Annotated in this window: 19 protein-coding genes; 7 read left to right on the top strand and 12 right to left on the bottom strand. The window is 49.8% G+C overall.

Annotation, left to right across the window (positions count from 1 at the left end; translation table 11 throughout):
* The first annotated feature begins 334 nt into the window (after window positions 1–334).
* A complete protein-coding gene (locus ACKFKH_RS18515) occupies window positions 335–2,434 on the top strand; it encodes a CHASE2 domain-containing protein (protein WP_446859807.1) in 2,100 nt (699 codons plus the stop codon).
* Between the two features lie 650 nt (window positions 2,435–3,084).
* Window positions 3,085–5,169, top strand: a complete 2,085-nt coding sequence (gene fusA / locus ACKFKH_RS18510; RefSeq protein WP_446859806.1) for an elongation factor G — start codon at window positions 3,085–3,087, stop codon at window positions 5,167–5,169.
* 146 nt (window positions 5,170–5,315) lie between these two features.
* On the opposite strand, the gene ACKFKH_RS18505 is transcribed toward fusA, so the two are convergent.
* On the bottom strand, window positions 5,316–6,707 hold the full coding sequence (locus ACKFKH_RS18505) for a glycoside hydrolase family 76 protein (protein WP_446859805.1): 1,392 nt from the start codon (window positions 6,705–6,707) through the stop codon (window positions 5,316–5,318).
* 263 nt (window positions 6,708–6,970) lie between these two features.
* Between ACKFKH_RS18505 and ACKFKH_RS18500 the strand changes: the two genes are divergently transcribed.
* Window positions 6,971–7,363, top strand: coding sequence for a ribosomal maturation YjgA family protein (locus ACKFKH_RS18500; RefSeq protein WP_446859804.1), 393 nt, complete (start codon window positions 6,971–6,973; stop codon window positions 7,361–7,363).
* Between the two features lie 151 nt (window positions 7,364–7,514).
* Here the strand turns inward: ACKFKH_RS18500 and queF are convergent, their stop codons facing one another.
* Window positions 7,515–7,925, bottom strand: a complete 411-nt coding sequence (gene queF, locus ACKFKH_RS18495) for a preQ(1) synthase (RefSeq protein WP_446859803.1) — start codon at window positions 7,923–7,925, stop codon at window positions 7,515–7,517.
* Between the two features lie 286 nt (window positions 7,926–8,211).
* On the opposite strand from queF, the gene ACKFKH_RS18490 reads away from it, so the two are divergent.
* Together ACKFKH_RS18490 and ACKFKH_RS18485 are read left to right on the top strand one after the other, a co-directional pair.
* Window positions 8,212–8,751, top strand: coding sequence for a hypothetical protein (locus tag ACKFKH_RS18490; RefSeq protein ID WP_446859802.1), 540 nt, complete (start codon window positions 8,212–8,214; stop codon window positions 8,749–8,751).
* Between the two features lie 265 nt (window positions 8,752–9,016).
* On the top strand, window positions 9,017–9,355 hold the full coding sequence (locus ACKFKH_RS18485; RefSeq protein WP_446859801.1) for a P-II family nitrogen regulator: 339 nt from the start codon (window positions 9,017–9,019) through the stop codon (window positions 9,353–9,355).
* Window positions 9,356–9,586: 231 nt separating this feature from the next.
* On the opposite strand, the gene ACKFKH_RS18480 is transcribed toward ACKFKH_RS18485, so the two are convergent.
* Both ACKFKH_RS18480 and ACKFKH_RS18475 read right to left on the bottom strand, forming a co-directional pair.
* Window positions 9,587–10,522: a hypothetical protein gene (locus ACKFKH_RS18480; protein ID WP_446859800.1), complete on the bottom strand. Its 936-nt coding sequence runs from the start codon at window positions 10,520–10,522 to the stop codon at window positions 9,587–9,589.
* A gap of 219 nt (window positions 10,523–10,741) precedes the next feature.
* Complete coding sequence (locus ACKFKH_RS18475) at window positions 10,742–13,576, bottom strand: cation-translocating P-type ATPase (RefSeq protein WP_446859799.1); 2,835 nt, start codon at window positions 13,574–13,576, stop codon at window positions 10,742–10,744.
* 240 nt (window positions 13,577–13,816) lie between these two features.
* On the opposite strand from ACKFKH_RS18475, the gene ACKFKH_RS18470 reads away from it, so the two are divergent.
* On the top strand, window positions 13,817–14,923 hold the full coding sequence (locus tag ACKFKH_RS18470; protein ID WP_446859798.1) for an AAA family ATPase: 1,107 nt from the start codon (window positions 13,817–13,819) through the stop codon (window positions 14,921–14,923).
* A 488-nt stretch (window positions 14,924–15,411) separates the two neighbouring features.
* Here ACKFKH_RS18470 and cobN read toward each other — a convergent pair whose 3' ends face one another.
* The 5 genes from cobN to ACKFKH_RS18445 all read right to left on the bottom strand — a co-directional run bounded on the left by cobN (window position 15,412) and on the right by ACKFKH_RS18445 (window position 22,999).
* Window positions 15,412–19,113, bottom strand: a complete 3,702-nt coding sequence (gene cobN, locus ACKFKH_RS18465; protein ID WP_446859797.1) for a cobaltochelatase subunit CobN — start codon at window positions 19,111–19,113, stop codon at window positions 15,412–15,414.
* 183 nt (window positions 19,114–19,296) lie between these two features.
* Window positions 19,297–19,743: a ferritin-like domain-containing protein gene (locus ACKFKH_RS18460; RefSeq protein ID WP_446859796.1), complete on the bottom strand. Its 447-nt coding sequence runs from the start codon at window positions 19,741–19,743 to the stop codon at window positions 19,297–19,299.
* A 22-nt stretch (window positions 19,744–19,765) separates the two neighbouring features.
* Entirely contained in the window at window positions 19,766–20,722 is a 957-nt protein-coding gene (locus ACKFKH_RS18455; protein WP_446859795.1) for an FTR1 family iron permease, read from the bottom strand.
* Window positions 20,723–20,818: 96 nt separating this feature from the next.
* The gene (locus ACKFKH_RS18450) at window positions 20,819–21,829 is read right to left on the bottom strand and encodes a helix-hairpin-helix domain-containing protein (protein ID WP_446859794.1); all 1,011 of its coding nucleotides are present in this window, start codon (window positions 21,827–21,829) and stop codon (window positions 20,819–20,821) included.
* A 180-nt stretch (window positions 21,830–22,009) separates the two neighbouring features.
* The gene (locus ACKFKH_RS18445; RefSeq protein WP_446859793.1) at window positions 22,010–22,999 is read right to left on the bottom strand and encodes a multicopper oxidase domain-containing protein; all 990 of its coding nucleotides are present in this window, start codon (window positions 22,997–22,999) and stop codon (window positions 22,010–22,012) included.
* A 642-nt stretch (window positions 23,000–23,641) separates the two neighbouring features.
* On the opposite strand from ACKFKH_RS18445, the gene ACKFKH_RS18440 reads away from it, so the two are divergent.
* Window positions 23,642–24,673 carry a diguanylate cyclase domain-containing protein gene (locus tag ACKFKH_RS18440; protein WP_446859792.1) on the top strand — a complete coding sequence of 344 codons (1,032 nt, stop codon included), beginning with the start codon at window positions 23,642–23,644 and terminating at the stop codon, window positions 24,671–24,673.
* Between the two features lie 127 nt (window positions 24,674–24,800).
* On the opposite strand, the gene ACKFKH_RS18435 is transcribed toward ACKFKH_RS18440, so the two are convergent.
* From ACKFKH_RS18435 to ACKFKH_RS18425, 3 genes are all read right to left on the bottom strand, one after another.
* Window positions 24,801–25,322, bottom strand: coding sequence for a crossover junction endodeoxyribonuclease RuvC (locus ACKFKH_RS18435; RefSeq protein ID WP_446859791.1), 522 nt, complete (start codon window positions 25,320–25,322; stop codon window positions 24,801–24,803).
* 256 nt (window positions 25,323–25,578) lie between these two features.
* Window positions 25,579–25,791: a hypothetical protein gene (locus ACKFKH_RS18430; RefSeq protein ID WP_446859790.1), complete on the bottom strand. Its 213-nt coding sequence runs from the start codon at window positions 25,789–25,791 to the stop codon at window positions 25,579–25,581.
* Between the two features lie 24 nt (window positions 25,792–25,815).
* Window positions 25,816–26,046: a hypothetical protein gene (locus ACKFKH_RS18425; protein WP_446859789.1), complete on the bottom strand. Its 231-nt coding sequence runs from the start codon at window positions 26,044–26,046 to the stop codon at window positions 25,816–25,818.
* Between the last annotated feature and the right edge of the window lie 54 nt (window positions 26,047–26,100).

The following is a 26,100-nucleotide window of genomic DNA, read 5'->3' as shown; positions in this document are numbered from 1 at the left end:
CAAGGAATGGTAATAGGACGTGAATTCGATGAAATCTTTCGCTGCGGTTGTGAATCCAGGCAGCCCCCTAAATCCCCCACGAGTGAGGGACTTTGAACCCAAGATCTTGTCTGAAAGTCCCCCAATTTTGGGGGGTTGGGGGGCAGAAGCGCTGAAGAACGAAGCAAAAAAACCTCATCGAATTCACGTTAATAGGTAATAGGAACAGCCAATGAGGACGTGCTGAATGCACAATGGTGAAAGCAGGGGCTAAATATCCAAATTCACCGCTGAATGCTAGTAGATGCATCTTCCTCAATGAAGGCCCTGTTCTCTAGAGACTATTGACTGACCTATGTGGAAACCGCTCAAAGAGCGCATCGTCCAGGGACAGCGCATCGGACTGATTGTTTTTGGTGTGGCGGGTGCCGCGATCGCCTTGCAACTCACCGGAGGCTTGCAGCTACTGGAGTGGGCCATTCTCGATCAGTGGTTTCGGCTGCGCCCACCAGAAGCCGGAGCGTCTCGTGTAGTCGTGGTGACGATCGACGAAACGGATATTAGTAATCTCGGAGCCTGGCCCCTCTCTGATCTGACGCTGGCCACCCTGATCCAAAAACTTGATCATCAGCGGCCCAGAGCGATCGGACTGGATCTATACCGAGATCTGCCCGTCGAGCCGGGACGACAAGCGTTACTCAAAGCCTTTGTCTCAACGCCTAACTTATTTGTGATTGAGAAAGTGGTCAGTGGGGCAGACGGCCCGGCAATCAAAGCCCCCGTTGGACTAAAGAGCCGAGACCAGGTAGCAGCCAGCGATTTGGTACAGGACGGCGATGGCAAAGTGCGGCGGAATCTGCTCTCTGTGCGGGTCAATCGTAAATCTCCTGACAACCAGCCCAAACCCCGAACAACGCTGACTCTAGGCGCAAAGTTAGCCCTCGCCTACCTAAAGGCTGAAAACGTTTTGCCTCAGCAAAATCCCGATGGTCAACTCCGGTTAGGAAAAGCTAACTTAGTGCCGCTACAAGCTTCTGAGGGGGGCTACGTGCGAGCCGATGCGGGCGGCTTTCAGATCTTGTCTAACTTTTATCGCTATCAAGCCGGGACACCAACCGTTTCGCTGACTCAGGTCTTGAATGATCAGGTGCCAGCTAATCTGATGCGCGATCGTCTCATCGTCGTGGGGTCAATCGCCGAAAGTGTGAGCGATCGCTTCTATACCCCTTTTACAACAGATTCTCAGTCTGCCTGGTCTGGGGTCGAGATTCACGCGAATGTAGCCAACCAGCTTTTGAGTGCGGCGTTAGAGGGTCGGCCACTGCTGCGGGGCGTTCCTGAGTTACTAGAGTGGGGCTGGATTTTGGTTTGGTCGGGCGTGGGGGCGGCCTTGGGTTCACGGCTGTTTTCGCTGCGCTGGACGGTCTGCGCCATTGGCCTGATTGGCATCAGTTTGGGAGGCAGCGCTTATCTGTGCTTTTGGCTGGGGTGGTGGGTCGTGGTGGTGTCGCCGGGGCTGGCGCTGGTTGGGTCGGCGTTGCTCAGTCGCGGACTCTTGATGTGGACTGATTTGAAGGTTTCGCACCAATCTTTAGCAGAGTATTCTAGAACCCTGGAAATCAAAGTCCAAGAGCGGACTCAAGAACTGCGAGAGAAAAATCTGGCTCTAGAAAACGCCAAACAGCAGGCAGAAGCGGCTAATCGCGCCAAGAGTGCCTTTCTAGCCAACATGAACCATGAATTGCGAACGCCTTTAGCGATTATTCTCGGTTGTAGTGAGATTTTGGGCTACGACCAATCGCTCAATACTCGCCAAAAAGAACGACTGGTGACGATCGACCACAGCGTGCAGCATCTTCTCAAACTGATCAACGATGTCTTAGAAGTCTCCAAAATCGAGGCGGGAGTCGTCGCCCTAGAAGTGGAACAGGTTGACCTCTGGGAGTTGCTCAAAACGCTAGAAGAAATGTTTCGTCCGCAAGCCACACTCAAGGGGTTGACGCTGACCTTTGACCTCGCGCCCGATCTGCCCCACCGGATCGAAACCGATGCCAATAAGTTGTCTCAGGTGTTGATCAATCTGCTGAGTAATGCGTTTAAATTTACCGATCGCGGCAGTGTCAGTTTGCGAGTAAAGGTAGGGTGCTGGTCTCGACCTATGGAGAGCGAGCCGGAAAGCGTCGGATCAGACGACTCAATTGACTCCAAGTTTCCCACGCCTTACACGCTTCAGTTTGAGGTAGAAGACACTGGATATGGAATTTCTCCAGCAGAAATGGACAAACTGTTTGAGGCGTTTGTGCAGACTGAGGCAGGACGAAAATCTAAGCGGGGCACGGGGCTAGGATTGGCCATCAGCCAGCAGTTTGTCAAATTACTGGGCGGTGAGATTTGTGTAGAAAGTACGCGCGATCGCGGGTCATGTTTCTCCTTTGGCATCAAAATTCCTGGCTAGAGGGCCAGTTCGGCAATTTTTTCGCTTCGTTGCCTGGCACGTCTGCCTCCCAAGCTGCCAATTCTGAGAGACTTTAAGGGATTTGCGGTGAAAGGCTCCGCACTGGTAGGGAATTTGGGAACGGACTGAACTGACCGCAGCGAGCGGTTTCATGGAATTTACCTTAAGGCACGGTTCTCCGAACTTCTTCGATCGAAAGGTTATTTCAGAGAGTTTGCTAGAATTGAGGAGCGATTCACTACGGGCACAAAGTTTGATCGGGTAGGGGTGTAGAAGAGCCGTTGAGCGCACCGTTGAGCGCAGTCGGGCGGCAGAAAACACAGTCTGTCAGGCAGCCCTTAGATAGGGAACTCGATTCACGACCCTCTTCACGACTAGAGAAAACGGATCGAAGCATTTAGCCTTCTCCTGCGGACTGTTGACGTTAGGCGGTCTTTCTCTGTGTCAACGGGGTTCAATTTTTGAGACCTCTCCAACCTTTGCCCCCGACACTTTACAATCAGTAATACTGCCAGAGCCAGGGAACAGGATTTCTTGATATTCCGAGTGATTGAAATCCACCTGTACTGACTACACAAGAGGCACCTGTCTCTGAGTAGCGCTTGCAGGAAGTCGCCCACGGTTTGTCGCATTCAATCTACAGAGCAACTATGAAAGACCTCACTCGTTATCGAAACATCGGCATCTTCGCCCACGTCGATGCTGGCAAAACCACCACAACCGAAAGAATCCTGAAGCTGACTGGCAAAATCCATAAAATTGGTGAGGTTCACGAAGGCGCAGCGACAACCGATTTTATGGCCCAGGAGCAAGAGCGCGGGATCACGATTCAATCCGCTGCGACGACTTGTTTTTGGAATGACCACCAACTCAACATTATCGATACTCCCGGACACGTCGATTTTACGATCGAAGTCTATCGATCGCTCAAAGTGCTGGATGGTGGCATTGGGGTGTTTTGTGGATCAGGTGGGGTCGAACCGCAATCTGAAACCAACTGGCGCTATGCCAACGACTCTAAAGTCGCTCGGATTGTCTATATCAACAAGCTCGATCGTACGGGTGCCGATTTCTATCGCGTCGTCAAACAAGTCGATAAAGTGTTGGCGGCCAAGCCGATGGTGATGGTGCTGCCGATCGGGGTCGAAGAAAAGTTTTCTGGCGTGGTCGATCTGCTAACTCGCAAAGCCTGGACTTGGGACGATTCTGGCGATCCGATGAGCTACCAGATTAACGAAGTGCCTGCGGATATGACCGAAATCGTCGAGTCTTACCGCGAACAATTGATTGAATTAGCGGTCGAGCAAGACGACAACCTGATGGAGCAATACCTGGAAGGCGAAGAGCCAAGCATCGAAGACCTGAAGCGCTGCATTCGGAAGGGCACTCGCGACATGGCGTTTTTCCCGACCTACTGCGGTTCGTCCTTCAAGAATAAGGGCGTTCAGTTGGTGCTGGATGCGGTCGTGGACTATTTGCCCAACCCGATGGAAGTCAATCCGCAGCCCGAAGTCGATCTGGACGGGGAAGAAACGGGCAATTTTGCCATCGTCGATCCGGCTAAACCGCTACGGGCGTTGGCCTTTAAGATCATGGACGATCGCTTTGGTGCCCTGACTTTCACGCGCCTCTACTCTGGTACTTTGTCTAAGGGTGACACCGTTCTCAATACAGCGACGGGCAAAACTGAGCGGGTCAGCCGTCTAGTTGAGATGCACGCTAACTCTCGCGAAGAAATCGAATCGGCTCAAGCGGGCGATATCATTGCGATCGTCGGCATGAAAAACGTGCGGACGGGTCACACCATCTGCGATCCCAAGAATCCGGCGACGTTGGAACCGATGGTTTTCCCGGAGCCTGTGATTTCGATCTCGGTCAAACCCAAGCTCAAAGGTGGGGAAGAAAAGATGGGAGCCGCTCTCACCAAAATGGTGCAGGAAGATCCCTCGTTCCACATGATGACCGATGAGGAAAGTGGCGAAACGATTCTCAAAGGTATGGGTGAACTTCACCTTGACATTAAGGTAGACATTCTCAAGCGCACTCACGGCGTTGAAGTCGAAGTGGGCGAACCTCAAGTCGCTTACCGCGAGTCGATCACCAAGCGTGTCGAAGATGGCTACATTCACAAGAAACAGTCGGGTGGATCGGGTCAATATGCCAAGATCAACTACATTGTTGAACCCGGTGAGCCAGGAAGCGGCTTCCAGTTTGAGTCCACGGTGACAGGCGGGACGGTGCCGAGAGAGTATTGGCCAGCCGTACAAAAAGGCTTTGAAAGCTGTATTGATAAAGGTGTGCTGGCGGGTTTCCCCTGCATGGACTTGAAGTTCACGCTGACAGAAGGCGGTTTCCACCCGGTTGACTCGTCAGCGATCGCCTTTGAAATCGCAGCTAAATCTGCTTATCGGCAAACCATTCCCCAAGCCGGCCCTCAGTTGCTTGAGCCGATTATGAATGTCGATGTGTTCACACCTGATGACTACATGGGCGACGTGATCGGGGATCTCAACCGTCGGCGCGGCATGATGAAGTCTCAGGAAACCGGACAAACCGGGGCCCGCATCAAGGCTGATGTGCCGTTGAGCGAGATGTTTGGCTACATTGGCGACCTGCGAACCATGACTTCTGGACGCGGACAGTTCTCAATGTCGTTTTCTCACTATTCGCCTTGCCCCAGCAACATTGCCGAAGAAGTGATCAAGGAAGCCAAAGAGCGTCAAGCTGCTAAGTAGCGTTGTTGAGTGTGGAGTGATGGCGCTGTAGCGATCAGTTAGTTCTGGTTGCACTTCATCACTCTACACTGCCAAGATTTAAAGTAAGAATTAAGGGGTGAGAGCGTTCAGTCGAACACTTTTTCACCTCTTTTTTATTTGGACAATCACTGCACAATCAACTCATCCAGATTGAGCCAATTGCGGCTGCCTTTGGAGCGATCGAAGATCAAAGAAACTGTATTTTCTCCAGCATTGAGCAAGACTGGGGGAACTGTGACCTGACTCCAACGGCTCCAGTTGCCTGTTCCAGGAAAGATGAGATTGGCGACAATGCCCTTGCCGTTGACAAACAGATAGCGACTCGACTCTCCCCCTGCCGCCGCATACCGAAAGGTCAGCGCGTATCGACCGGACGATCGCACCGTCACCTTAAAATCAATCCACTGTCCGTCGCGATTCCAGCCTGCTACGTAGCCGCCGCCGTGATAGCCCGGATAGATCGCCTCCGTCAACAACTGATGGAGAATGCCCCTTTCAGCCTGGTAGGTGTCTGGCGTACTGCTTTCAAAATTGAGGGCGAGCGCCGCATTCAGGGCATCCATTGCCGCACTGTGTCGGGCTGCATCCGATCGGTCAAATTGCCCCGCCCACGACAGCCCAAACTGATTGGCATCATTGCGACACTGCGCCCAAATCGAGTCAGCATTGCGAGTGATAAACGTTTTGTAGGCGGGCTTGTTGGTCACCTGATAGAGCGCCAGCAAATTTCGCACAAAGATGCCTTTGAACTGGGGCCCGTCTGCTCCACAATCTGGTTCACAAGGCTCTCGCAAGATTCCGTTAGGAGCCAGTGCGCGAATGGCAGCATCGGCGATCGCTCCCGCCTGGGTCAACAGTGCCCGATCGTTCGTGATTCGATACAGATCTACCAGTCCGCCTAGAATTACGCCCTGATTGTAAGTCCAGGTGGTCTGTCTGTTGTTTTGACAATTGCTGGTCAGTCCATCGTTGATGAGATTGTCGCGATTGATCATGCCTGAGTTTTTGAACCAGTTCCATTCGCGAACCGCCCAATCGAGATAGCTACCCGCTCCCTTGTCGCCTGGTGTTCTCAAGTGCAGCCGAGCCGCGATCGCAAGAAACAACTCATTAGCGATCGCATTTTTATATTTGCGCTGTTTGCTCCACCAGATTCCGCCGCCACAGATCGCATCCCAGCCGCCTTTCATATCATTAAAGATCGTCTTTGCCATGTTGAGGTAGCGCGGTTCTCCAGTCAGATCAAAGGCTTTGATCCAGGTGAGCGCCCACCAGCCCTCGTCGTCATAAAACTCATTTAAGAAATTTTTGCTGCGATTTTTCTCAAAGGTGTTTGCTAGATTGGTGCGATAAGTTTGGCTCTGCGTCAGGGTGCAGTAGTCAATCGTCGTCTCCAAAGCGTTGGCCGCATTCCACCAGCCCGTTGTGTTCCAGAGTCCAGTCGTGCCGTTATAAAACCCTTGTAGCGCGACCATGCCTGCATCAGTGCGCTGGCGGCAAATCTCAGTTACATTCATCGCTGTCTCCTTGTGGCTGGTCAGATCAAGAGCCAAGTCTTTTTTAACGTGAATTCGATGGAGTTTTTTCGCTTCGTGATTCAGCACTTTGCCCCCCACCCCCCAATTCTGGAGAACTTTCGGATAGGATTTTTTGTTCAAAGTCCCCCAAACTTGGGAGATTTAGGGGGCTGCCCGGCGTAATAACCGCAGCCAAGGATTTCATCGAATTCACGTTTTTTTAGTTTGATCAAAATACCCCGATCGCGCCTCTTCCTTTCCCCATGTTTTATCGCGTTGCTCTGTTGATCAGTACCGTTTTGCTCGTGCCGATCGGCTATCTGATCCGATTTTCTCAGAGTGGTTTTCCGTGGCTAGATGATGCTTTGGGCAGTGTCGCTTATGAGATGTTTTGGATTACGCTGGTGCTGACCGGATTTCCCAAATTTTCGCCGAAAAAGGTAGCGATCGCGGTTTGTCTGGTGACCTGTGCGATCGAGTTTCTGCAACTGTGGCAACCGCCGTTTTTGCAAGCGATTCGCGCCACGCTCCCTGGCAGACTGGTCTTGGGCAACACGTTTGGTTGGTCAGACTTTCCGCCTTACTTTGTCGGCAGCTTTTTGGGCTGGGTCTGGGTGATGTGGCTGCGGCGAGTTAGAAAGAGGGATGAGGGATGAGGGATGAGGGATGAGGGATGAGGGATGAGGGATGAAAGCAACTGTTCGCGTTTCGGGAGAGCTTGACGCGGGACTAATTGAATCATCCTCGATCGTCACTTTCGACTATTGACCTCCTCACCTCTTTTCATCCCTCACCTCTTCTCATCCCTCATCCCTCCTTCCGATGCGTCACCTCAACAACGGTATGCACATTTCCTCGTGGCGTGTAGTCGGCTTTTACCGTGATTTCTAGCGGGTCGCAGGCGGCTACTAGGTCATCCAAAATTTGGTTTGCGGACTCCTCGTGAGAAATGTAGCGATCACGGTAGCTATTGATATACAGCTTGATCGCTTTTAGCTCGACCACGCGCTGATTGGGCACATAGGTTACGTAGATGGTGCCAAAGTCTGGATAGCCCGAAAACGGACACTTGCAGGTAAACTCCGGTAACGTAATATAAATGTGGTAGCGGCGACCAGGACGCGGATTAGGGAACGTGATTAGATTGCCTTCCTCTATCAGCCGTTCACCATACTTCACCGATTCGGAGGGAGTTTCTTGCGTTTGAGAAGAATTCATAGTAGGCGGGTCGTGTGAGTAGTAAATTGAAATTCTAAAACCTGTTGATTTTAACAAGTCTCCAGGTGATCGCTTTGACAGAAACAGCGCTATCATTCTTGAGCAATTACCTAGATAGAAAATTAGCGATCGCTCCAGGTCAACTATTGACGATTTTTGCTCAAATTTTTGACGATTTTTGCGTCCGTTGGTCTAATTGCAGCTATTCTGGGGCATACGTTTTTAACCAACCGCCTGCTATTTGTTTGATACCAAAGAGATGACATCCAAAAACCCCTCGCCGTCCATGCGAAATATTCCTCCTTCTGGGCAGATTCCACCGTCTGCAAGTGCTTATTCGCCCTCTGTTCCGATCTCGCTCTACCGAGAAGTCACCGCAGAGCTTCAGGCGGCCAGGACGACAATGGAGGCTCTCACCCAGCAAAATCAGCAGTTAGCCAAGCAAAATCAGCAGCTTCGCCAAGAGATCGAACGGGCTGCTCAGTCTGCGATTCACCTCCGGCAGATTGTGACTAATTTGCCCCCCGTTTCGTCTGCCGAGATTCCCACTCCTCGGATAGAGATGCCGATCGAGTCACCCAGTGTTCCGACAATGCCGAGCCGTCCGCCTGTGGCTCCCAAGCCTGCTCGCACCGAATCTGTGTTTGCCCCTGAGACGATCGTCTATGAGCAAGAAAGCCAGCCCCGTCGCAAAATTCAGTCTGAGAAAAAGCCAGGCGAGTTGGGCGGTTGGTGGTTGGGTCTAGTGATTGTTCTCATTGTGGTCTCCGCTTTTGGAACGGGATTTTTGATCGTGCGTCCGTTGTTGCCGTCTTCTAATAAGTGAGGCGCGATTGAATGCAGCGCGATCGAAAAATTTGCTTGATTTTCTCAAACAGCAACAAATCTTGATAAAGGTCAGAGCCGATAGCGTAGGAACGCAACAGTTCGTCAAAAAAATTGGGATGCGATCGTGAGAGACTTTAGAAATAACGGTGACTTAGGAAAGATGACCTGGGGAAATGTACGATTCGTTACAATTACTTCCCTCGTAACGGTGATACATAGTGTCATGCTGATAGATATCGATATGTGACAAGGAGTGTAGGAGCTTGAAAAAGGTTGAGGCAATCATTCGCCCCTTCAAACTTGATGAAGTCAAGATCGCGCTAGTGAATGCGGGGATTGTGGGCATGACAGTTTCTGAAGTCCGAGGCTTTGGGCGGCAGAAGGGTCAAACTGAGCGGTATCGTGGCTCAGAATACACGGTCGAGTTTTTGCAAAAGCTCAAGGTTGAAATTGTGATCGAAGATGATCAGGTGGACATGGTGGTTGACAAGATCATTGTGGCTGCTAGAACGGGCGAAATCGGTGATGGCAAAATTTTCATCACGCCTGTTGACCAGGTGGTTCGGATTCGCACTGGAGAAAAGAATCTAGAAGCGGTTTGATTTCTTCTCTAAATCTGGTTTGAAACCAAGTTTTATCTATTCACCTTTCCAGACTTGATCAGGCGATCCCGCAGATGGGGTTGCCTTTTTTGTCCAGGTGAAGCGATCGGGCTATTTCGACAAAAGAGATTACCAAACTTAGAGCAAACAATGGTCACGTCACGATCGATCTGCTACGAAGTGGAATTTGGGGTGAAGTTCTTTCGCTATGATCTTCAATTGAGTAAATGGCTAATTTTTGCGATCGCCCTCCTTCACAGGCGCAGGAACTTGAGGAAACGCGGGAATGACGCGATCTGCTTCAGCAGATATCTCTTTGAGATCTGTTTCAGCAGACATCTCTTTGAGACCACTTGATGAACTCGTCTCCTCGACCAAATGCTTCATCATAGCTTCGTTTTGGCTGACGACGGGAGTCAGCAACGCTTTGGGTGGAGTGGCTTCTACTAAGGAAACTGGCTCAACGGGTAACACAGGCGCTTTTACAGTTGGCTTTGCAGTGGGTTTCTGAGCTACAGCCTTGGCGATATCGGACTTAAAGTTCAGTGGGGCACTTTTGCGAGGTGGCTCGATCGCCCGATTGGGATCTCGAAATTCACGATCGGCTTTGATTTGCTGCACCAATGCAATATGGCGATCGGTTACCCAGGCAGCCCGAACGATCAACTTTAGCCGACCAGCCGTTTTGAGTGCTTGACTCCACTCTCTTTGCGCCATCTGATCGATCGCCGCTTCCACAATCTCGTCCGCCTTTTCTGAGGACTGCTTCCAATCAGAAATGCGGCGCTGGGCTGCGTCATAGGTTGGAGAAGTTCGGGAAATTGAGTTAGCCAGGTCGATCGCGTTCTCAAACTCCCCGGCTTGAAAGGCAATTTCTGCCTGCCCCATCAACTCATTTGACCATTGCAGAACCAGTTGTTTTCCTTCTGGTTGAAGGTCCGAAGGCAGATTGCCCAACAAACGAATCGCGGCCGCCAGATTACCAGGCGTTTTTTGCTGCACGCTTGCTTTGGCACAATACAATCGCTGAGACGCATTGGCTTGATCGTTGATCGTTTCACAGCTAGAAGAATCGGGCGTTTTGAGCACTTGAAAGGCGATCGCGCTGATGCCCAGAGGCAAAACGATTAGGCTGATCAGACAGAATTTCCAGGCTAATCGTTTCATGTGCAGCGCTCCTCGGTTTGGGTAATCCGGCGTGTTCCATAACACACTTCATTACTCAAAAGATTTCACTGCGATCGCGGAGAATTGTTCAGCAAAAATCAGGAATTTACACAGGCTTTAAGAATTAGGAAGGAGAAAGGAGGAGGGAGGAAGGAGGAGGGAGGAGGGAGGAAATATTGTTTGCACTGTAATTTCAACCCTCGATCCGGTTGGGTTGTCCTACTTTTGTTTGCGGCTAAAGTACCAGCGCACAAATAGTTTTTCTAGCTCGATCCAGACAAACATGATGGCGCTGAAGCCAAAGCAGACGGCTAGTTCATTGAAGGTGAGATAGTGGGTGCCAAAGAAGGCTCTCAACGGTGGAACGTAGACCAAAGCGAGTTGTAGCAGCGTCGTCACAACCACCGCAGCCCAGATGTAAGGGTTGGTTCTGGGGTCTAGCTCGATCGTCAATTTGGTATTCGATCGAATGGCGATCGCGTGTCCCATTTGGGCAATACACAGCGTTGTAAAAACCATTGTTTTCCAGCGATCGGCATCGAGTCCGTTCCCATTCACTTGTTGGGTGTATTGGTACGATCCGACCATGAGAATAATTGTGATGATTGCCAACACAATTCCCACCCGCAGCATGTAAGCACCCAAGCCTCTGGCAAAGATGCTCTCACTTGGATTGTTGGGCGGACGGTTCATGACATTGGGTTCCGCAGGTTCAACAGCCAGCGCTAGAGCGGGTAATCCGTCGGTGACGAGGTTCATCCAGAGAATCTGCAAGGGTGAAAGGGGAACGCCTCCCGTGGTCAGTAGGGGTGAAACGGCGATCGTAATCACTTCCCCAATGTTGGAGCCGAGAATGTATTTGATAAAGCGACGAATGTTGGTGTAGACGGTGCGGCCTTCTTCGGTGGCGGCGACGATCGTAGCAAAGTTATCGTCCAACAACACCATATCGCTGGCTTCTTTGCTCACGTCCGTTCCGGTGATGCCCATTGCGATCCCGATATCGGCTTGTTTGAGGGCAGGCGCATCGTTTACGCCGTCTCCGGTCATGGCTACGATTTTGCCGTTTTTTTGCAGCGCCTGGACAATTCTCAGCTTGTGTTCGGGAGCCACTCGCGCATAGACACTGACCCGATCGACCTGCCGTTCTAACTCGCGCGCATCCATTTTTTCGAGGTCACGACCCACAAGAACTTCGTCACTGGGTTTGGCAATACCGAGGTTTTCAGCGATCGCTTTGGCGGTGAGTTGGTGATCTCCGGTGATCATGATGGGGCGAATGCCAGCCGATCGACAGCGAGCGACGGCATCTCTGACTTCAGGGCGCGGCGCATCCAACATATCCACTAGTCCCAACCAGACCAAAGCTTTTTCACTCACCTCATCTGAACCTTCGGGGGGCAATTCGGTTAGTGGTTTGTAAGAGAAGCCTAGGACGCGCAGGCCTTTTCCGGCGAGTTCGTTATTTTTGGCGAGAATCTGCCGACGCTGTTCTGGTGTGATCGACTGTACCGAATCGCCAATCTGAATCTGTTGGCAACGCTCCAAAATCAATTCGGGAGAGCCTTTGGTAAACATGAGAAACGGAGTCGCCAAAAAGCCTGTTTCTGATTTGAGCAAGTCTGCCGTATCTTTGACAATCACACTCATCCGCTTGCGCTCAGACGAAAAGGGAAACTCTTGGACTCGCGGTAGCTTGCTGTTCCATTGATCGGCTTCTAACCCAGCTTTGGCCGCCACGGTTAGCAGCGCCCCTTCGGTTGGATCGCCCAAAATCGTCCACTGACCCTTGTCTTCTTGCAAAATTGAGTCGTTACACAGTGTACAGGCCAGCATCAGAGCGCGGACTTCAGGACTATCTGACGGATTAATTTTGCGCTTCTGTAGCGTGAATTCTCCTTTGGGGTTGTATCCTTCTCCGGTGACGGCCAGCGATGCACTTGCGGTATGCAGAGATTGCACCACCATTTTGTTTTGCGTTAGCGTTCCCGTTTTATCAGAGCAAATATTCGTGACAGAGCCGAGTGTTTCAACCGCCGGAAGCTTACGAATCAGGGCATTCCGCCGCACCATGCGCTGAGTCCCGATCGCCAGTGTCACCGTAATCACCGCAGGCAAACCTTCTGGCACCACCGCCACCGCCATACTCAATGACACTTGCAGTAGCTCTCTCAACGGCGCAAAGCTGCGAGCCGAAACAATGCCCACGACGACGACGATCGCCACCAGCGCCAGCGCCCCCGTCACCAAAACTTGACTGAGTTGATCCATTCTCTGTTGTAATGGGGTCGGCTCAGACTCAACGGCTTGCAGCATGGTGGCGATTTTGCCCAGTTCCGTCCGCATTCCCGTTCCGGTCACCATCACCGTCCCGCGACCCTGCACGACTTCAGTGCCCTGATAGACAATGTTGAGGCGATCGCCCAGGGAGGTTTCTTCGGGTAGCTGTAGGGTAGCCTGTTTGCTGACCGCGTGTGCTTCCCCGGTGAGGGCCGATTCGCGGATCTGTAAATTGGCAGCTTCGAGCAAACGCCCATCGGCGGCAATTTGTACGCCCGCTTCGACTTGCATTAAATCTCCGGGCACCAGATCGGGCGAATCGATTTCACTAACTTTGCCATCTCGGATGACTCTGACGCGCGGAGAGGCCAACTGTTTGAGCGCCGCCAATGCCTTCTCAGCCCGACTTTCTTGAACGTAGCCCAGTGCCCCATTGAGAACCACGATCGCCAAAATTGCGATGGTATCCTTAAAGGGAATGTCTCCTGGCTTGCCCGTCCCCTGCAACAGATCTAGCAAATCCAAAATGCCCGAAACCAGCGCTACCCCAATCAGCATCAGCAGCATGATGTTTTTGAACTGATCGAGCAAAATCGTCAGCGTACTGCGCCCTCCTGCTTCTTCCAATTCATTTGGGCCAAACTTGACCCGGCGATCGGAAACCTGTTGAGAGTCGAGTCCGGTTTTGCTGTCAGTTTGCAGTGAGTCGATCGTTTGCTGAACATCTAGCGTGTGCCAAGCTGCGTCGATCGTGGGCAATGAGTTAGAAGCCATAGAATTTAATTGAAACGAACAAAAAATGGATGCCTACAGCACTCAATGATAGTGCTTAAATAAGAGAGATAGCACTATTAAATAGTGTGAAACCTCTGATTTGCAGGATAGACTGTAGAGTCCAGACCGTTGGTGATCAAGCCAAAGGCCAAAAGCCATTTGCAGATAGACTCTGACGTTTAACTCTTCATAGTCTAGAGTCCAAAGTCTGAGATCGTCACAAATTTTTTCTGACTCGCGATGGTTGGCAATCCCTTTGTTCCGCAAAATTTGGTAGGTCGGCAAACTGAACTGCGACAGGTCAGCAAGATTTTGGCAGCCGACGGGGATCTGGTGCTGGCGGGCGTTCCGGGCATTGGGCGACGAACGCTGGTGCGCTGGGCCGCGAGAAACTGTGGAGCCAGAGTGATCGAAATTGACTGCCTGAGAGCCACAGACTACCGCCGCTTTCTCGAACTGTTGGCTGAGGGCTTGATTGCCGCCTTTGAGTCTTCTAAAGAGCTTGCGCTAATTCAACGCTGGAGCCAGACTCAACCGCTGATTTTGCAAAAGTTGCCCAACGGCAGAACTTGTCTAGTCTGGCAGTTTTCGTCTGGCAAAGAATGGGCGTTGTTTCAAGCTTTACTGACATTGCCGCAGGTGTTGGCCGAGTGGCTCGACTGTCGGGTGGTGCTGGTGTTTCAGAATTTTCCTCATATGCGATCGTGGGATCGTCACAGCAAATGGGAGCATTATCTTCGCCAAGAAATTCAGCAGCAGAGTCGTGTCAGCTATGCGCTAATTGCAACGGTTGCCGAGCGCTGGGTTGAGCAGAGCGATCTGCAAGTCGTTTCGCTCGGCCCGCTGTCTGATGAAGATCTGGCACCCTGGTTAGAAACGGCGATCGCTCCCGAAGATCTGAAGTTTGAGCCAGAGGCTTTGGCGCTTTTTCTCAGCCATGTGCAGGGGCATTTTAGAGATACGATCGCGCTTCTCCAGCGAGTCTGGCTAGACATCAAAACCGGAAGTCACGAATGGCACACCCCACACCCCACACCCCTCCTCATCCAATCCCACCATATTCATCGCAGTACTTTAGCGCTGGTTGAAGATCTGTCTGTCACGTTTGAGTCGTTAATTTTGTTGTTGCCGCCCAGTCAGGTCAGGGTGTTAGAAAGTTTGGCGCTCGATCCGACGGATAGCCCTCATGCGAGAGAATACATTCAAAAGCATCATCTTTCGAGGGGGGGCGGGCTGCAAGGAGCGTTGGCCAGTCTAGAACAAAAAGGTCTGGTCTACGGCCCAGAATATCGTTATCGAATTGCATTACCGCTGCTGGCATTTTGGTTAAAGTATCGGCTGAGTTGATATGAATTCGACATGTTGTTTTACTCCAGTTTGTCTTTTTTATATTCCAATAACATTTTATATTCCAAGAACATTGGGGTTCCCTCCGCTTTGGGGCAATTCATCCTCTGATTTAATACCAAATCAACCAACAAATGATACTCACAAAAAATCAGTTAATTAACCGATTTCCATCTCTTAGATTTGAAAAGAACCTATCAGGGAAGCCGTTTCAAAGTCCCCCAAAATGGGGGATTTAGGGGGCGAGGATCTGTATCAGTAACTAGTGGATTTGGTATAACGTCAGTTCGATGAACGCTTCGCTTCGCTTTTAGATTCAGAAACGCCCCCTAAATCCCCCACGAGTGAGGGACTTTGAACCAGAATTCCTCTCTGAAAGTCCTCCAAAATTGGGGATTGGGGGGCAGGAGCCGTGAACAACGAAGCGGAAAAACTCTCATCGAATCCACGTTGATTTAGCAACGCCCCTTCCACAGCGTTTTGATGCATCAGGATATTTGAGTCTCGATCGCTCCCTCTGCTTCTAGGGCTAAGGCGCGTAGTTGGTCGATCGTCGCGTCGGGGACGTTTTCCCATAATCCTCGCTGGTGCGCTTCGAGTAGTCGTTCTGCAATGTCTCGCAATGCCCAGGGATTGTTTTGTTGAATGAACTCTTGAACGGGACGATCAAATAAGTAAGCCTCTGCAACCCCTTGATACATGAAATCTTGAACGCAGTTGGTTGTTGCATCGTAGGCAAACAAATAATCCAATGTAGCTGCCATCTCAAACGCACCTTTGTAGCCATGCCGCATTGCCCCCTCGATCCACTTGGGATTGACCACTCTAGTCCGATAAACACGGGTAATTTCTTCGGCTAATTTGCGAACTTTTGGCTGCTCTGGGCGAGAATTGTCTCCAAAATAGGTTTGGGGTGAGGTGCCAGAAAGCGATCGTACCGCAGCCGTCAAGCCGCCCTGAAACTGGTAATAATCGTCAGAATCTAAGAGATCATGCTCTCGATTGTCCTGATTTTGCAACACAATTTGCATATTATTCAAGCGCTGATGGAAGGCTTCGGGGGCTGATGTTCCTTGGGATTTGCGGGTGTAGGCGTAGGCGCTCCAGTCAATGTAGGCGCGGGCGAGATCTGAGTCGTCTGTCCAATTTTGTCCCTCGATGAGTCCCTGTAGTCCAGCACCATAGGCACTTGGCTTTGATCCAAAAATTCGATACAGCGATCGCTCCTCTGCTTCTTTTGCGGGTATTCCTTGTGATTCCCAGTAGATTCGTTCTTGTGTTGCTTTTTGTGATAGCGGATTTTGTTCGGCGGATTCTTTTAGTTGAGCGACTGCAATCACCGCACTGTCAAATAAATCGATCAAATTGGGAAAGGCATCGCGAAAGAAGCCAGAAATTCTGAGCGTTACATCGACACGGGGACGATCGAGACTAGAAAGCGGCAAAATCTCAAAGTCAATCACCCGTCGGGAAACGCCATCCCAAATTGGTTTGACTCCCAGTAATGCGAGGGCTTCTGCAAGGTCGTCGCCGCCCGTTCGCATGGTAGACGTGCCCCAAACGGACAATCCTAATGTTTTGGGATATTCACCATTTTCCTGGGTGTATCGCTCTACCAACGTCTCAGCGGCTTTTCTGCCAATCTCCCAGGCCGTCTCTGTGGGAATGGCTCGAATGTCAACTGAGTAAAAGTTTCGTCCCGTCGGTAAAACATCTGGTCTACCGCGAGTGGGAGCACCCGAAGCACCGCTAGGAATATACTTCCCGTCTAATCCTCGTAACAGATTGATGATTTCTTGATCGGTTTTCTGTAATGCTGGAAGCAAGCGATCGCGAATCCAATTCAATTCTTGATCTGTAGCAGTTCCAATAACAGAAATTTCAGATTTTTGAATCAGTTGGGTGATTAGTTCTGCGGCATAAAGTTCAATCACTTCTACAACATCACCGACAATCTGACAGTGATCAAGTTTGGGATGAGACGTGATCACTGATTCACCCAGGTCAGCCGTGAGGGGATCTAGGTCTAGCTGCCAGTCTTGAGCGATCGCACGAGTCAGTCCTAATCGATTGGCATTGGGATTGCGAGCGATCGCCACCGTCAAATCGCAGAGTTGTCTACCCTGGGGACACTGACCAAAAATGTGTAAACCATCTCTAATTTGGGCTTCTTTCAATTCACAGAGATAGCCGTCTGCGGTTTTGAGAAAGGCTGCCAAAGTGGAGTCATCTAAAGTTGAACGATCGATGCCTAAATCCTGGTCGAGATTTTCTTGTAAAATTAATTGAGTAAGGCGATCGCGAACCAGTCCCAGTCGAGCCGGATCGAGCGTTTGCGCTTCGTAATATTCGTCGATTAGCCCTTCTAGCTGGTGCAAATTTCCATAGAGTTCGGCACGAGTCATGGGAGGCGTTAGATGGTCGAGAATCACAGCCTGGGCGCGTCGTTTGGCTTGAGATCCTTCGCCGGGATCGTTGACGATGAACGGATAGAGATGAGGAGTTGCCCCAAAAACCGCTTCGGGATAGCAGTTCTCAGAAAGTGCCACGCTTTTTCCGGGGAGCCATTCTAGATTGCCGTGTTTGCCGACATGCACGATCGCCCCTGCTCCAAATTCGGATCTCACCCAGTGATAAAACGCAAAATAATCATGGGTAGGTTCGAGATCAGGCGCGTGGTAATTGAGAGCAGGATCGCGATCGTAGCCTCGCGCAGGTTGTATACCGACAAACACATTTCCTAACTGAATTCCTGAAATCGGAAAGGTTGGTTCTGAAGGGTTTCCCCAGCGAGTATTGACACCTGTTTGAATGGCGATCGGTAACTGCTCAAAATAAGATTGATACTGTTTTAATGAGAGAGACTGCCGCACTTTTCTCAGCGATCGACCTTCGGGATCATTCGTTACGCCTACTGTTAGTAATTGAATCAATTCTTGATCGTTTTTGGGAATATTTTCGACTGAATATCCGGCAAGTTTGAGGGCTTTGAGAATTTCGAGACAGCTATTTGGAGTATCCAAACCGACCCCATTGGCTAACCGCCCATCTCGATTGGGATAGTTAGCTAAAATCAGCGCAATTTTTCGATTTTTAGGCGAAGTTTGTCGCAGTTTTACCCAATTCGCTGCCAGGTCAGACACAAATTGAATGCGATCGGCGATCGGTTCATAAACCACTACATCGGTCTGTAGGCGAGCGTTCTGAGTTTCGACTGACTTAAAGGAAACGGCTCTTGTGATGATTCTTCCGTCCACTTCGGGGAGTGCGACATTCATCGCCATATCTTTGGGTGCCAATCCTTGAAATCCGGCTGCCCACTGTTCTTGAGTTCCGCCGCTCAAAATCACTTGCAGCACCGGAACATTCAACTGCTCCCACAATTCGACTTGAGGTGTTTCGGTGTCTAATCGAGCGAGTGAAAAGCTGGTTGTATTCAGCAATAAATCAAGGTGCCGACCATATTTAAGCAGCGCTCTCTGAACGGCGGGTTCGCGCAATGACGAAACAAAGATGGGAATTGGCGATAGGTTTCTTTGGGCTAAAGATTCACATAAGGCATCAATAACGGCTGTGTTTCCCGCAAGATAATGAGCGCGATAAAATAAGATTCCGACTTCTGATTTTTTGGTTCGTTTTTGCCACTGACGAACGCCAATTCGAGGAACCGATTTAGGGAGAGAAAACGAATATTTTTGTTGTAAATAGTTAGTTGAAATGAATTTCAAAAGATTGCAATAGTTGTCAGGGCCGCCCTCTAAGAGGTATTGCCAAACTTGATTACTTTCGCTTAGAGAAACCGTTGAATGACTGGTGAGATTGGGATCAGGACGCTCATCACCCGGCAGAATAATTAATTTTGCACCCGTCTGCTGTGCCGTTTCCTCAACCACTTCTAACCCATAGCTCCAGTACGATCGCCCCCCAATCACCCGCACAATCATCACCTGAGCCTGACTCAACACCTCTTCGGCGTAGGTGTCGATCGTCAGTTGTTGTTGTAGCTGAAGTAAATTGACCACGCGCAGGGCGGGGAAGCCTTCAGGTAACTGAGTGACAGCGGCCGCAAGGGTTTGAATGTCGGTGTCAGCGGCGGTAATGAAGACGATCGGGGCGGGTTGCTGTTCGACAAAGATCACACCCTCTGCTGATGGGTTCCAACCTCCGGGAATGGTCGCAAGACGGTGCATAATCGACTCTATAAAGGGGCGCAAATTCCATTTATGATAACGCGAATGGAGATGCCTTTGACCTTGTAGAGAATGACAAGCCAGATCACAGATCCGAAAACGCTGTAGGTTTTGTTTTTACAACGGTAGCTAGATCGCTAAATAGACAGATTAGCAATCAGTAAAATTTCTCAAACTCAAATTCTACTTTCCAGTCGGGCTGAAGTCTCGCAGCATTTTCTTCAATTCCATGCCGTGTAGTTCTTCTTGACCGATCATCGTTCGAGCAAACTCTTCTAGATAAATGCTGGCATCTTCAACGACTTCGAGCAAATTTTTGTATAAGCTCAGGGCGCTCGATTCGTGGTGCAAGCTTTCGAGTAAAATGTCGTAGATTGAATGCTTGTGAGTTTCCTCGATCGGTGCAATTCGCAAACTCGGATGTCCTTCTAATCCCGTCAAAATTTCTCCAGCTTGTTGAGCATGAAGCAGCGATTCTGTGGCCTGGGCTTTGAGAAACTGCACGATCGGAATTCGATTCGGCCCTGTGACCATCAATGAGTAGTGAGTATAGCGAACCACGCCAGATAGTTCAGATTCCATTATGGAATTGAGCAAATTGGTTGCGGCTTTGACATCAAGTTCTCGCATGGGAATTATTAGCTTGAGTGAATTATTTTGTAGCAGACTCGCGATTTTTTTGGAATGGAAAGATGACACGTCCGGACAAGCTTTGGAAATAGATTCCACCTACGGTAATTAGAAAAATTCCATAACCCAGGGCTTGAACAAAATACAACCGTTGAGTGTACCCGAACAATGCACTTAAGATAATGCCAGGAAAGCGATCGTCCGGTAATATTTTACTCATATTCCAGACCATCGGGCCTAGAATGCAGTTTCGATCCAGCGGTTTGGCGAAGCGTTCGTAAAAAAAGCAGAGCGATTGTGATTTGCGATCGAGTTGCGCCAGGGTATTAAACGCTGTGTCGAAGTGTCCTAGAGCCGTCACCACCAAGCCTGAAACGATCAGCAGCAGTAGGGCACCCATGACCATAAAGAACTTTCTGAGATTCAGCTTAACGCCCCACTTAAAAAGTAAAGCGCCAATGCCCACGGAGGCGATGATTCCGGCGATCGCTCCCAAAGCGGGCACAAGTCCCTGCTGAAATTTGGCGGCAATAAACAACACCGTCTCAAACCCTTCTCGCAGCACCGCAAAAAAAATCAGCGAAAACACGCCCCATCCCGCTCTCGCATCTGTGGTCAAAACAGAGCCGATCGCCCCTTCCACAGTTTGTTTCATGTGTCGGGCGTTTTGCGTCATCCAGATCAGCATCCAACTCAAAAGGGCGATCGCCAGCAGGCTAAACCCCCCTTCGAGCAACGGTTCCAAAACGGGAGCATATTTTTGATCAGACGATCCCAAACTTTGTAGCATCCAACCAAACAAAACGCCGACGATCGCGCTTGCCACCAGTCCCGCAGCCACCCCACCGTAAACCCAGGAATTCAAATGTCGCTGTTTCGCTTTTTTTAAGTAAGCCAACACAATGCCAACGACGAGGGCCGCTTCAACACCTTCGCGCAGGGTAATCACAAACGTGGGTAAAGCCGAACTGAAGTCCATGAGGTGAGGTGAGGTGAGGTTTGACGGTCGAGGGGCAAATTTCGTGAAGCAGAAAGTTTAGTCAATCAGATTAGTCAATCAGAAAGCTATCCCCAATCAGGACTTGATCGACTTCTGTGCGTTCATTTCGATCGTTTTGACGAGCTTAGAGACTTCATCGGGTGATTTGACTGGGGCAGCAGGCGGCAGGGGGGCGGGCCAGGCTTGACTCAGTTCTGTCATTGTGGTCGCGATCGCTTTCTCGGCTTCAGGATTGTCTTTGGTCATTTGAGAAGCAATCCCTTTGTGAAGCTCATTGGCATAGACCACGAACCCACGAGAATCTTGATATTCAATCTCCTGAGTAATTTTGCCATCCGCGATCGCCGCTCCGTATTCAGAGTTTGCTGCATCCAACAACCCAGTGATCACCTGCAAAACAAAGTTAGGAGAATTGCGCTGAGTATCGGGCAGGGCCGCGATCGCCCCTTCTACCGACTGCATCGAAGTTTTGAATTCACTACTGACTTTATTTGCGTCTTTGGCTCCAGCTTTTACATAATCCTGAAGGGCAATTAATGTCGTTTTAAACTCTTTGATGTTGCGTTCGTTGAGTTGATCTTCGACATCTGCATAAATCTCTTCGACTGGATGGCCAATATGAGGTTCGGCCTGGTCTGGTTTTTGCAGATCAAGCAGTTCTTTAGCAACCATCAGGTGCCCTTTCATCAAGCCCAACTTGATCATGTAATCGACATCTTTCGCTTCTCCGGTGAGTTGAATATCTTCGATCGTCACCAAATCTTTAACTTGATCAAATTGCGCTTGATTGATGACATTCTTCGACACCAGTTCTTCGACTTTTCCGTAGGGGCGACTGGCCTGAATTTTATTAGACAATCCCGGAACGGCCAACTTTGCTTCAAGTTTGTCTAACTCAGACAAAATCGCGCTGTTGATATTGATTTGCTTGTTGCTGTGAGACATGCCGCTCATCGAGGATGAACTACTCGTCTGGGCAGGACTCGACGGGGCCACAGCGGTCGGAGGAGCCTGAGTACTACAGGAAATCAACACTGATAAAAAGGTGGCTGAGAAGAAAAGCGCCAGAAAGCGAAGAACAGGCATAGGTCATTTCCAAATGATTTTTGGGACGCGAGAAAAGCTGGGAAGCGGATGGCTCCACATCAGGCAGACTTAATGCGAATTATTTTTGTTAGCGGGTGAGGCTTATTCTGACGGCTTGCGATCGCTCTTGTCAATTGGTTTTTGTACCTTTCTGCGAAAGTTTCCCAAAAGCTTAACGATTCAAGTTTTGGTTGCGATCACGTCAAACAAGCCCATACAGCCCGCTTCGGCGATCGCGTCTTGATGGGGGTGAAACATAAATTTGCCTGGTTTAGCAAAGCTAAATTCTAGAATGTGTCGTTCTGCGGTTCCCATTGTGATTACGTCGGTTTCCTCGGTGGCTTCAAGCGATCGCCCAGTCCGATTGATGCGAAACAAATTGGCGTGAAGGTGAAACGTGGCCACAGGGTCAAACTCAATCATATTCAGCACATAGAGGCGAATCAGCTGATCTTGCTGAATCGGAATCGGATGATGCATGTAGTAGTGAGGCAACCCATTGAAGGCATACAGTTCGTTTTTTTGATCGTTGTTCACGTCATAGCCCGCCATAATCAGCACCATTTCATCCGCAGGTGGACGAGGCTGAGGCGGATCGATAATAAACATGCCATACAGCCCTTTACCGATGTGTCGAGTCACCGGGGCAACGTGACAGTGATAGAGATGCACTCCAAATGGCGCAGCGTCAAACTCATAAATCATCACGCCATTGTTGCGAATCGGCTTGATGCCATCCATGTCGGCCGCGTGATAGCCATGAAAATGCAGCGAGTGAGAATGCCCCGCTTTGTTGTAAAAAATCACCCGAATCAGATCGCCCTCAGTCGCTCGAAACGTCGGGCCGGGAACTCGTCCATTCAAATTCCAGGTGATGAAGGTGTGAGCGTTGTCCAGTTTGATCGGGGAGGTCTGCGCTTCGACCCGAAACTCTCGCACGGTGCGCCCATTTTCTTGAGTGACGGTGCCATAGTCAAAGTCGCGCAGTACGGTGAGCGGAGTCGTTTCGGTAGAAGAATGCGGGAGCGGCGGGATGGTGACTGTTTTGTTTGGGGTTTGGCGCTGCCACTGCTGAAGGGCGATCGCTGACCCTGCAAGTCCGACACCTCCCAACAATCCCCACTGCAATAGCTGACGGCGATTTAGTTTTTCCAATTTAGAGTTCGACATGGGCGATCGCGTACGACGTTTTTTGCAACCGAAAGTCAATCGATAAATTGCAGTCAGATAACCTTTAGCAGCATAAGTCTTCTATTAGCTTTTAGCAAATATTCTCATTAGTTTAGCAAAAAGCTGGAAATGGAGAAATCGCCTGTTGCCTGTGTAATGAAATATGTACCATTGTTCTCTTAAATTAAGGGTTATAACGGTCAGCTTACTTATTATTCTCTATCAGCGAGATACTCAGTATTATGGTCGTTATCTTTCATTCTGATGGTATAAACAAGACGAACTAATTCGCAGTCTTCTCAGTGGATTCTCTTCAGAAGTACAGATTTTATTCATGATTCCCTCCGTATTATGATTTAGAATTAGGTGCGATGAGATACTCAATAACCTTAGATATCTCTGTAACACTTACTGATGAATGTAGGTCTACTGATCTATAGCAATCCTGAATTGTTTGTGAAAGTCTTCAAAGGGTAGGTTCTTAGTTCTCAACCTTTGATTGACCGCTAACCACCGAATTCTGACAACTCAAACGGATAGCTATAGTCGCTTAATCTCTGTCAATTGAACTCATCTCCTATTCACCTAACGTTCTAGAGGCTAAACCCGAACGTGATCAAGTTTAATCAAGAAGCCCCTCTTGTGCTAATTGTCGATGACGATCGACTGACTCGATTTCAACTAAGACATGCTTTAGAGCAAGAACAGTATCAAGTCGTCGAAGTCACTGATGGAATGCAATGTCTCGATCTTTATACTCGCCTAAAGCCTGACATCGTGTTGATGGATGCGCTCATGCCCGTCATGGATGGATTTACCTGTTGTGCGGCTCTACGTGCCCTTCCTGGCAATCATGCGGCCCCTGTGCTGATGATTACAGGACTCGAAGATCGCGCCTCGGTCGATCGCGCCTTTGAGGTTGGAGCCACTGATTTTATTACCAAGCCGATTCACTGGGCGGTTTTGCGGCAGCGTATGCAGCGTCTGATCGGGCAATTTCAGCTTCAACAACAGCAAGCGCTTTTGTGTCAGCACCTTGAAGAAACCAATCAGGTATTAAAGCGACTGGCCTGGATCGATGATCTCACTCAAGTAGCCAATCGTCGCTGGTTTGATGACTATCTCAGTCAAGAATGGCAGCGCATGAGGCGAGAAAAACAGCCTCTATCTTTGATATTGTGCGATATCGATTACTTCAAAGCCTACAACGACACCTATGGGCACCCGGCGGGCGATCGCTGTCTCCATCAAGTTGCTCAGGCGATTCGATCGGCGGTGAAGCGATCAGGAGATTTGACGGCCCGCTACGGTGGAGAAGAATTTGCAGTGATATTGCCCAATACCCATGCAGCAGGAGCGGCAAAAGTGGCAGCAAAAATTTGCGCTCAGGTAAAAGCGTTGCAGCTTGTCAATGTCAATTCTCAAGTTTGTGAGCATGTGACGATCAGCGTTGGCGTGACCAGTCTCATTCCCGCTCTCGAAACCAATTCGTCAATGCTAATTGCTGCGGCAGACAAAGCACTCTACCAGGCCAAAAGAAAAGGTAGAAACCGCAGCGTTGTCTTAAAAGAAATGCTGCAAGCAACGGATCATACAATGCTACATGAATCACTTAAGAAGCGCGACTCCTCACGGGTAGCTCAAAGAGATCGCTCAAACCTGATCCGTCCTTAGAAACTTTGACTGACGTGGATTCGATGGAGTTTTTTCGCTTCGATTTTGAGGGCTTTTGCCCCCAAGCTGCCCATTCTGAGGGACTTTAACGAACTTCGGTTTGACGTTCTAGGAGAGTCACATTCTTTTATCGAACGTTTGCCCGTGCCCCGGTTTGAGCGGCATAAGCGATCGCTAATCCATCGGCGGCATCGTCAGGTTTAGGAATCTCTGACAAGTTAAAAATCATCATCACAGCTTGTTGAATTTCTGACTTATCTGCTCCATATTTAGCCACGGCTGATTTGACCTGGGACTGATGGAGAAAGACGGGTTCTTCTAAGCCACTTTCTGCCAGCGCAAGCTCGATCACGCCCAGGGCACGCAGCACTTTACCCGCATTGGTATTTTCTCGCGCAAAGAACGGCATCTCCATCGCTACCACATCAGGTTTGAGCATCTGACAGAGTTCTCGCACGTCGTCATGAATCTGCTGCAATCGTTTGTAAGTGGGCGTGTTGGCAGGAGTCACAATCACCCCATAATCGAGAACCGTTTCATCTCGAATTGCCCCATACCCGATCGTGGCGATCGCGGGATCAATCCCCAAAATAATCTTTCCTCGTAGATCCAGGATCGGTAGTGGAAGTAAGGCGGCAGACTTTTTCATAGTTCGCCCATACTACCAAATTTCTAGCGATCGGACTGACAAAGGATTTTGCGGTAGATATCCTATTTAGGTTGTGAGAATTCGGTAGTTGGTCATGAGTGGTTAGTCATAAGTGGTTAGTGGTTGGTCGTCAATGAATGGCTAATACCAAATCCACTAGTTACTGATACAGATCCTCGCCCCCTAAATCCCCCATTTTGGGGGACTTTGAAACGGCTGTTTCAAGTATTTTCACAACTGATTTACAACTGCTATGTCAGGTCGCTTCCTGTTGATGGTGCTGACACAGCTTTGCAAACCATGCTCCATCGCAATGCTCCAAGCTCACTAACCCCTCATCATACGGGTGTTGACTCGGCGATCGACCAGCAAAATCAGCATACCAATCCTGATAATCACTCGCCTGCTGAGGACGAAGAATCAGTCGTTCGGTCACCAGAGTCAATGCCCAGGAAGTTTCATCCCTCATCCCTCATCCCTCATCCCTCATCCCTCATCCCTCATCCGACTTTGGCAAAAAACTAGCTCCATGTTCTGTGACAACAAATTCGCCATCGGGCTGATCGACAATCATCTGCACATCCACCGTTTCGCCCGTGTCGATCACGTCAATATCATCTATAGTTTGGAGAGCCGCGATCGCCCGTTTGTCGCCCTGTTTTGCCATGATAGTCAAGAAGTTTTGCACAGCTTGATGAACAGATTTAGAAACAGGTTTAGACATGGTAAATCTCCGTTTGGTAATGATTCAGGTAGCCGGATGCAATGATTAGTAAAT

The sequence above is a fragment of the Phormidesmis sp. 146-20 genome (assembly GCF_052939475.1).
This window is presented reverse-complemented; position numbering and strand designations above follow the sequence as displayed.

Coding starts and splice junctions, on each gene's coding strand:
- ACKFKH_RS18435 (WP_446859791.1), bottom strand. CDS start 25,322: ATGAAAAAGTCTGCCGCCTTACTTCCACTACCGATCCTGGATCTACGA.
- ACKFKH_RS18490 (WP_446859802.1), top strand. CDS start 8,212: ATGCGAAATATTCCTCCTTCTGGGCAGATTCCACCGTCTGCAAGTGCT.
- ACKFKH_RS18425 (WP_446859789.1), bottom strand. CDS start 26,046: ATGTCTAAACCTGTTTCTAAATCTGTTCATCAAGCTGTGCAAAACTTC.
- ACKFKH_RS18450 (WP_446859794.1), bottom strand. CDS start 21,829: ATGCCTGTTCTTCGCTTTCTGGCGCTTTTCTTCTCAGCCACCTTTTTA.
- ACKFKH_RS18475 (WP_446859799.1), bottom strand. CDS start 13,576: ATGGCTTCTAACTCATTGCCCACGATCGACGCAGCTTGGCACACGCTA.
- ACKFKH_RS18460 (WP_446859796.1), bottom strand. CDS start 19,743: ATGCGAGAACTTGATGTCAAAGCCGCAACCAATTTGCTCAATTCCATA.
- fusA (WP_446859806.1), top strand. CDS start 3,085: ATGAAAGACCTCACTCGTTATCGAAACATCGGCATCTTCGCCCACGTC.
- ACKFKH_RS18470 (WP_446859798.1), top strand. CDS start 13,817: ATGGTTGGCAATCCCTTTGTTCCGCAAAATTTGGTAGGTCGGCAAACT.
- ACKFKH_RS18505 (WP_446859805.1), bottom strand. CDS start 6,707: ATGAATGTAACTGAGATTTGCCGCCAGCGCACTGATGCAGGCATGGTC.
- ACKFKH_RS18480 (WP_446859800.1), bottom strand. CDS start 10,522: ATGAAACGATTAGCCTGGAAATTCTGTCTGATCAGCCTAATCGTTTTG.
- ACKFKH_RS18430 (WP_446859790.1), bottom strand. CDS start 25,791: ATGAGGGATGAAACTTCCTGGGCATTGACTCTGGTGACCGAACGACTG.
- ACKFKH_RS18500 (WP_446859804.1), top strand. CDS start 6,971: ATGTTTTATCGCGTTGCTCTGTTGATCAGTACCGTTTTGCTCGTGCCG.
- ACKFKH_RS18455 (WP_446859795.1), bottom strand. CDS start 20,722: ATGGACTTCAGTTCGGCTTTACCCACGTTTGTGATTACCCTGCGCGAA.
- cobN (WP_446859797.1), bottom strand. CDS start 19,113: ATGCACCGTCTTGCGACCATTCCCGGAGGTTGGAACCCATCAGCAGAG.
- queF (WP_446859803.1), bottom strand. CDS start 7,925: ATGAATTCTTCTCAAACGCAAGAAACTCCCTCCGAATCGGTGAAGTAT.
- ACKFKH_RS18515 (WP_446859807.1), top strand. CDS start 335: ATGTGGAAACCGCTCAAAGAGCGCATCGTCCAGGGACAGCGCATCGGA.
- ACKFKH_RS18445 (WP_446859793.1), bottom strand. CDS start 22,999: ATGTCGAACTCTAAATTGGAAAAACTAAATCGCCGTCAGCTATTGCAG.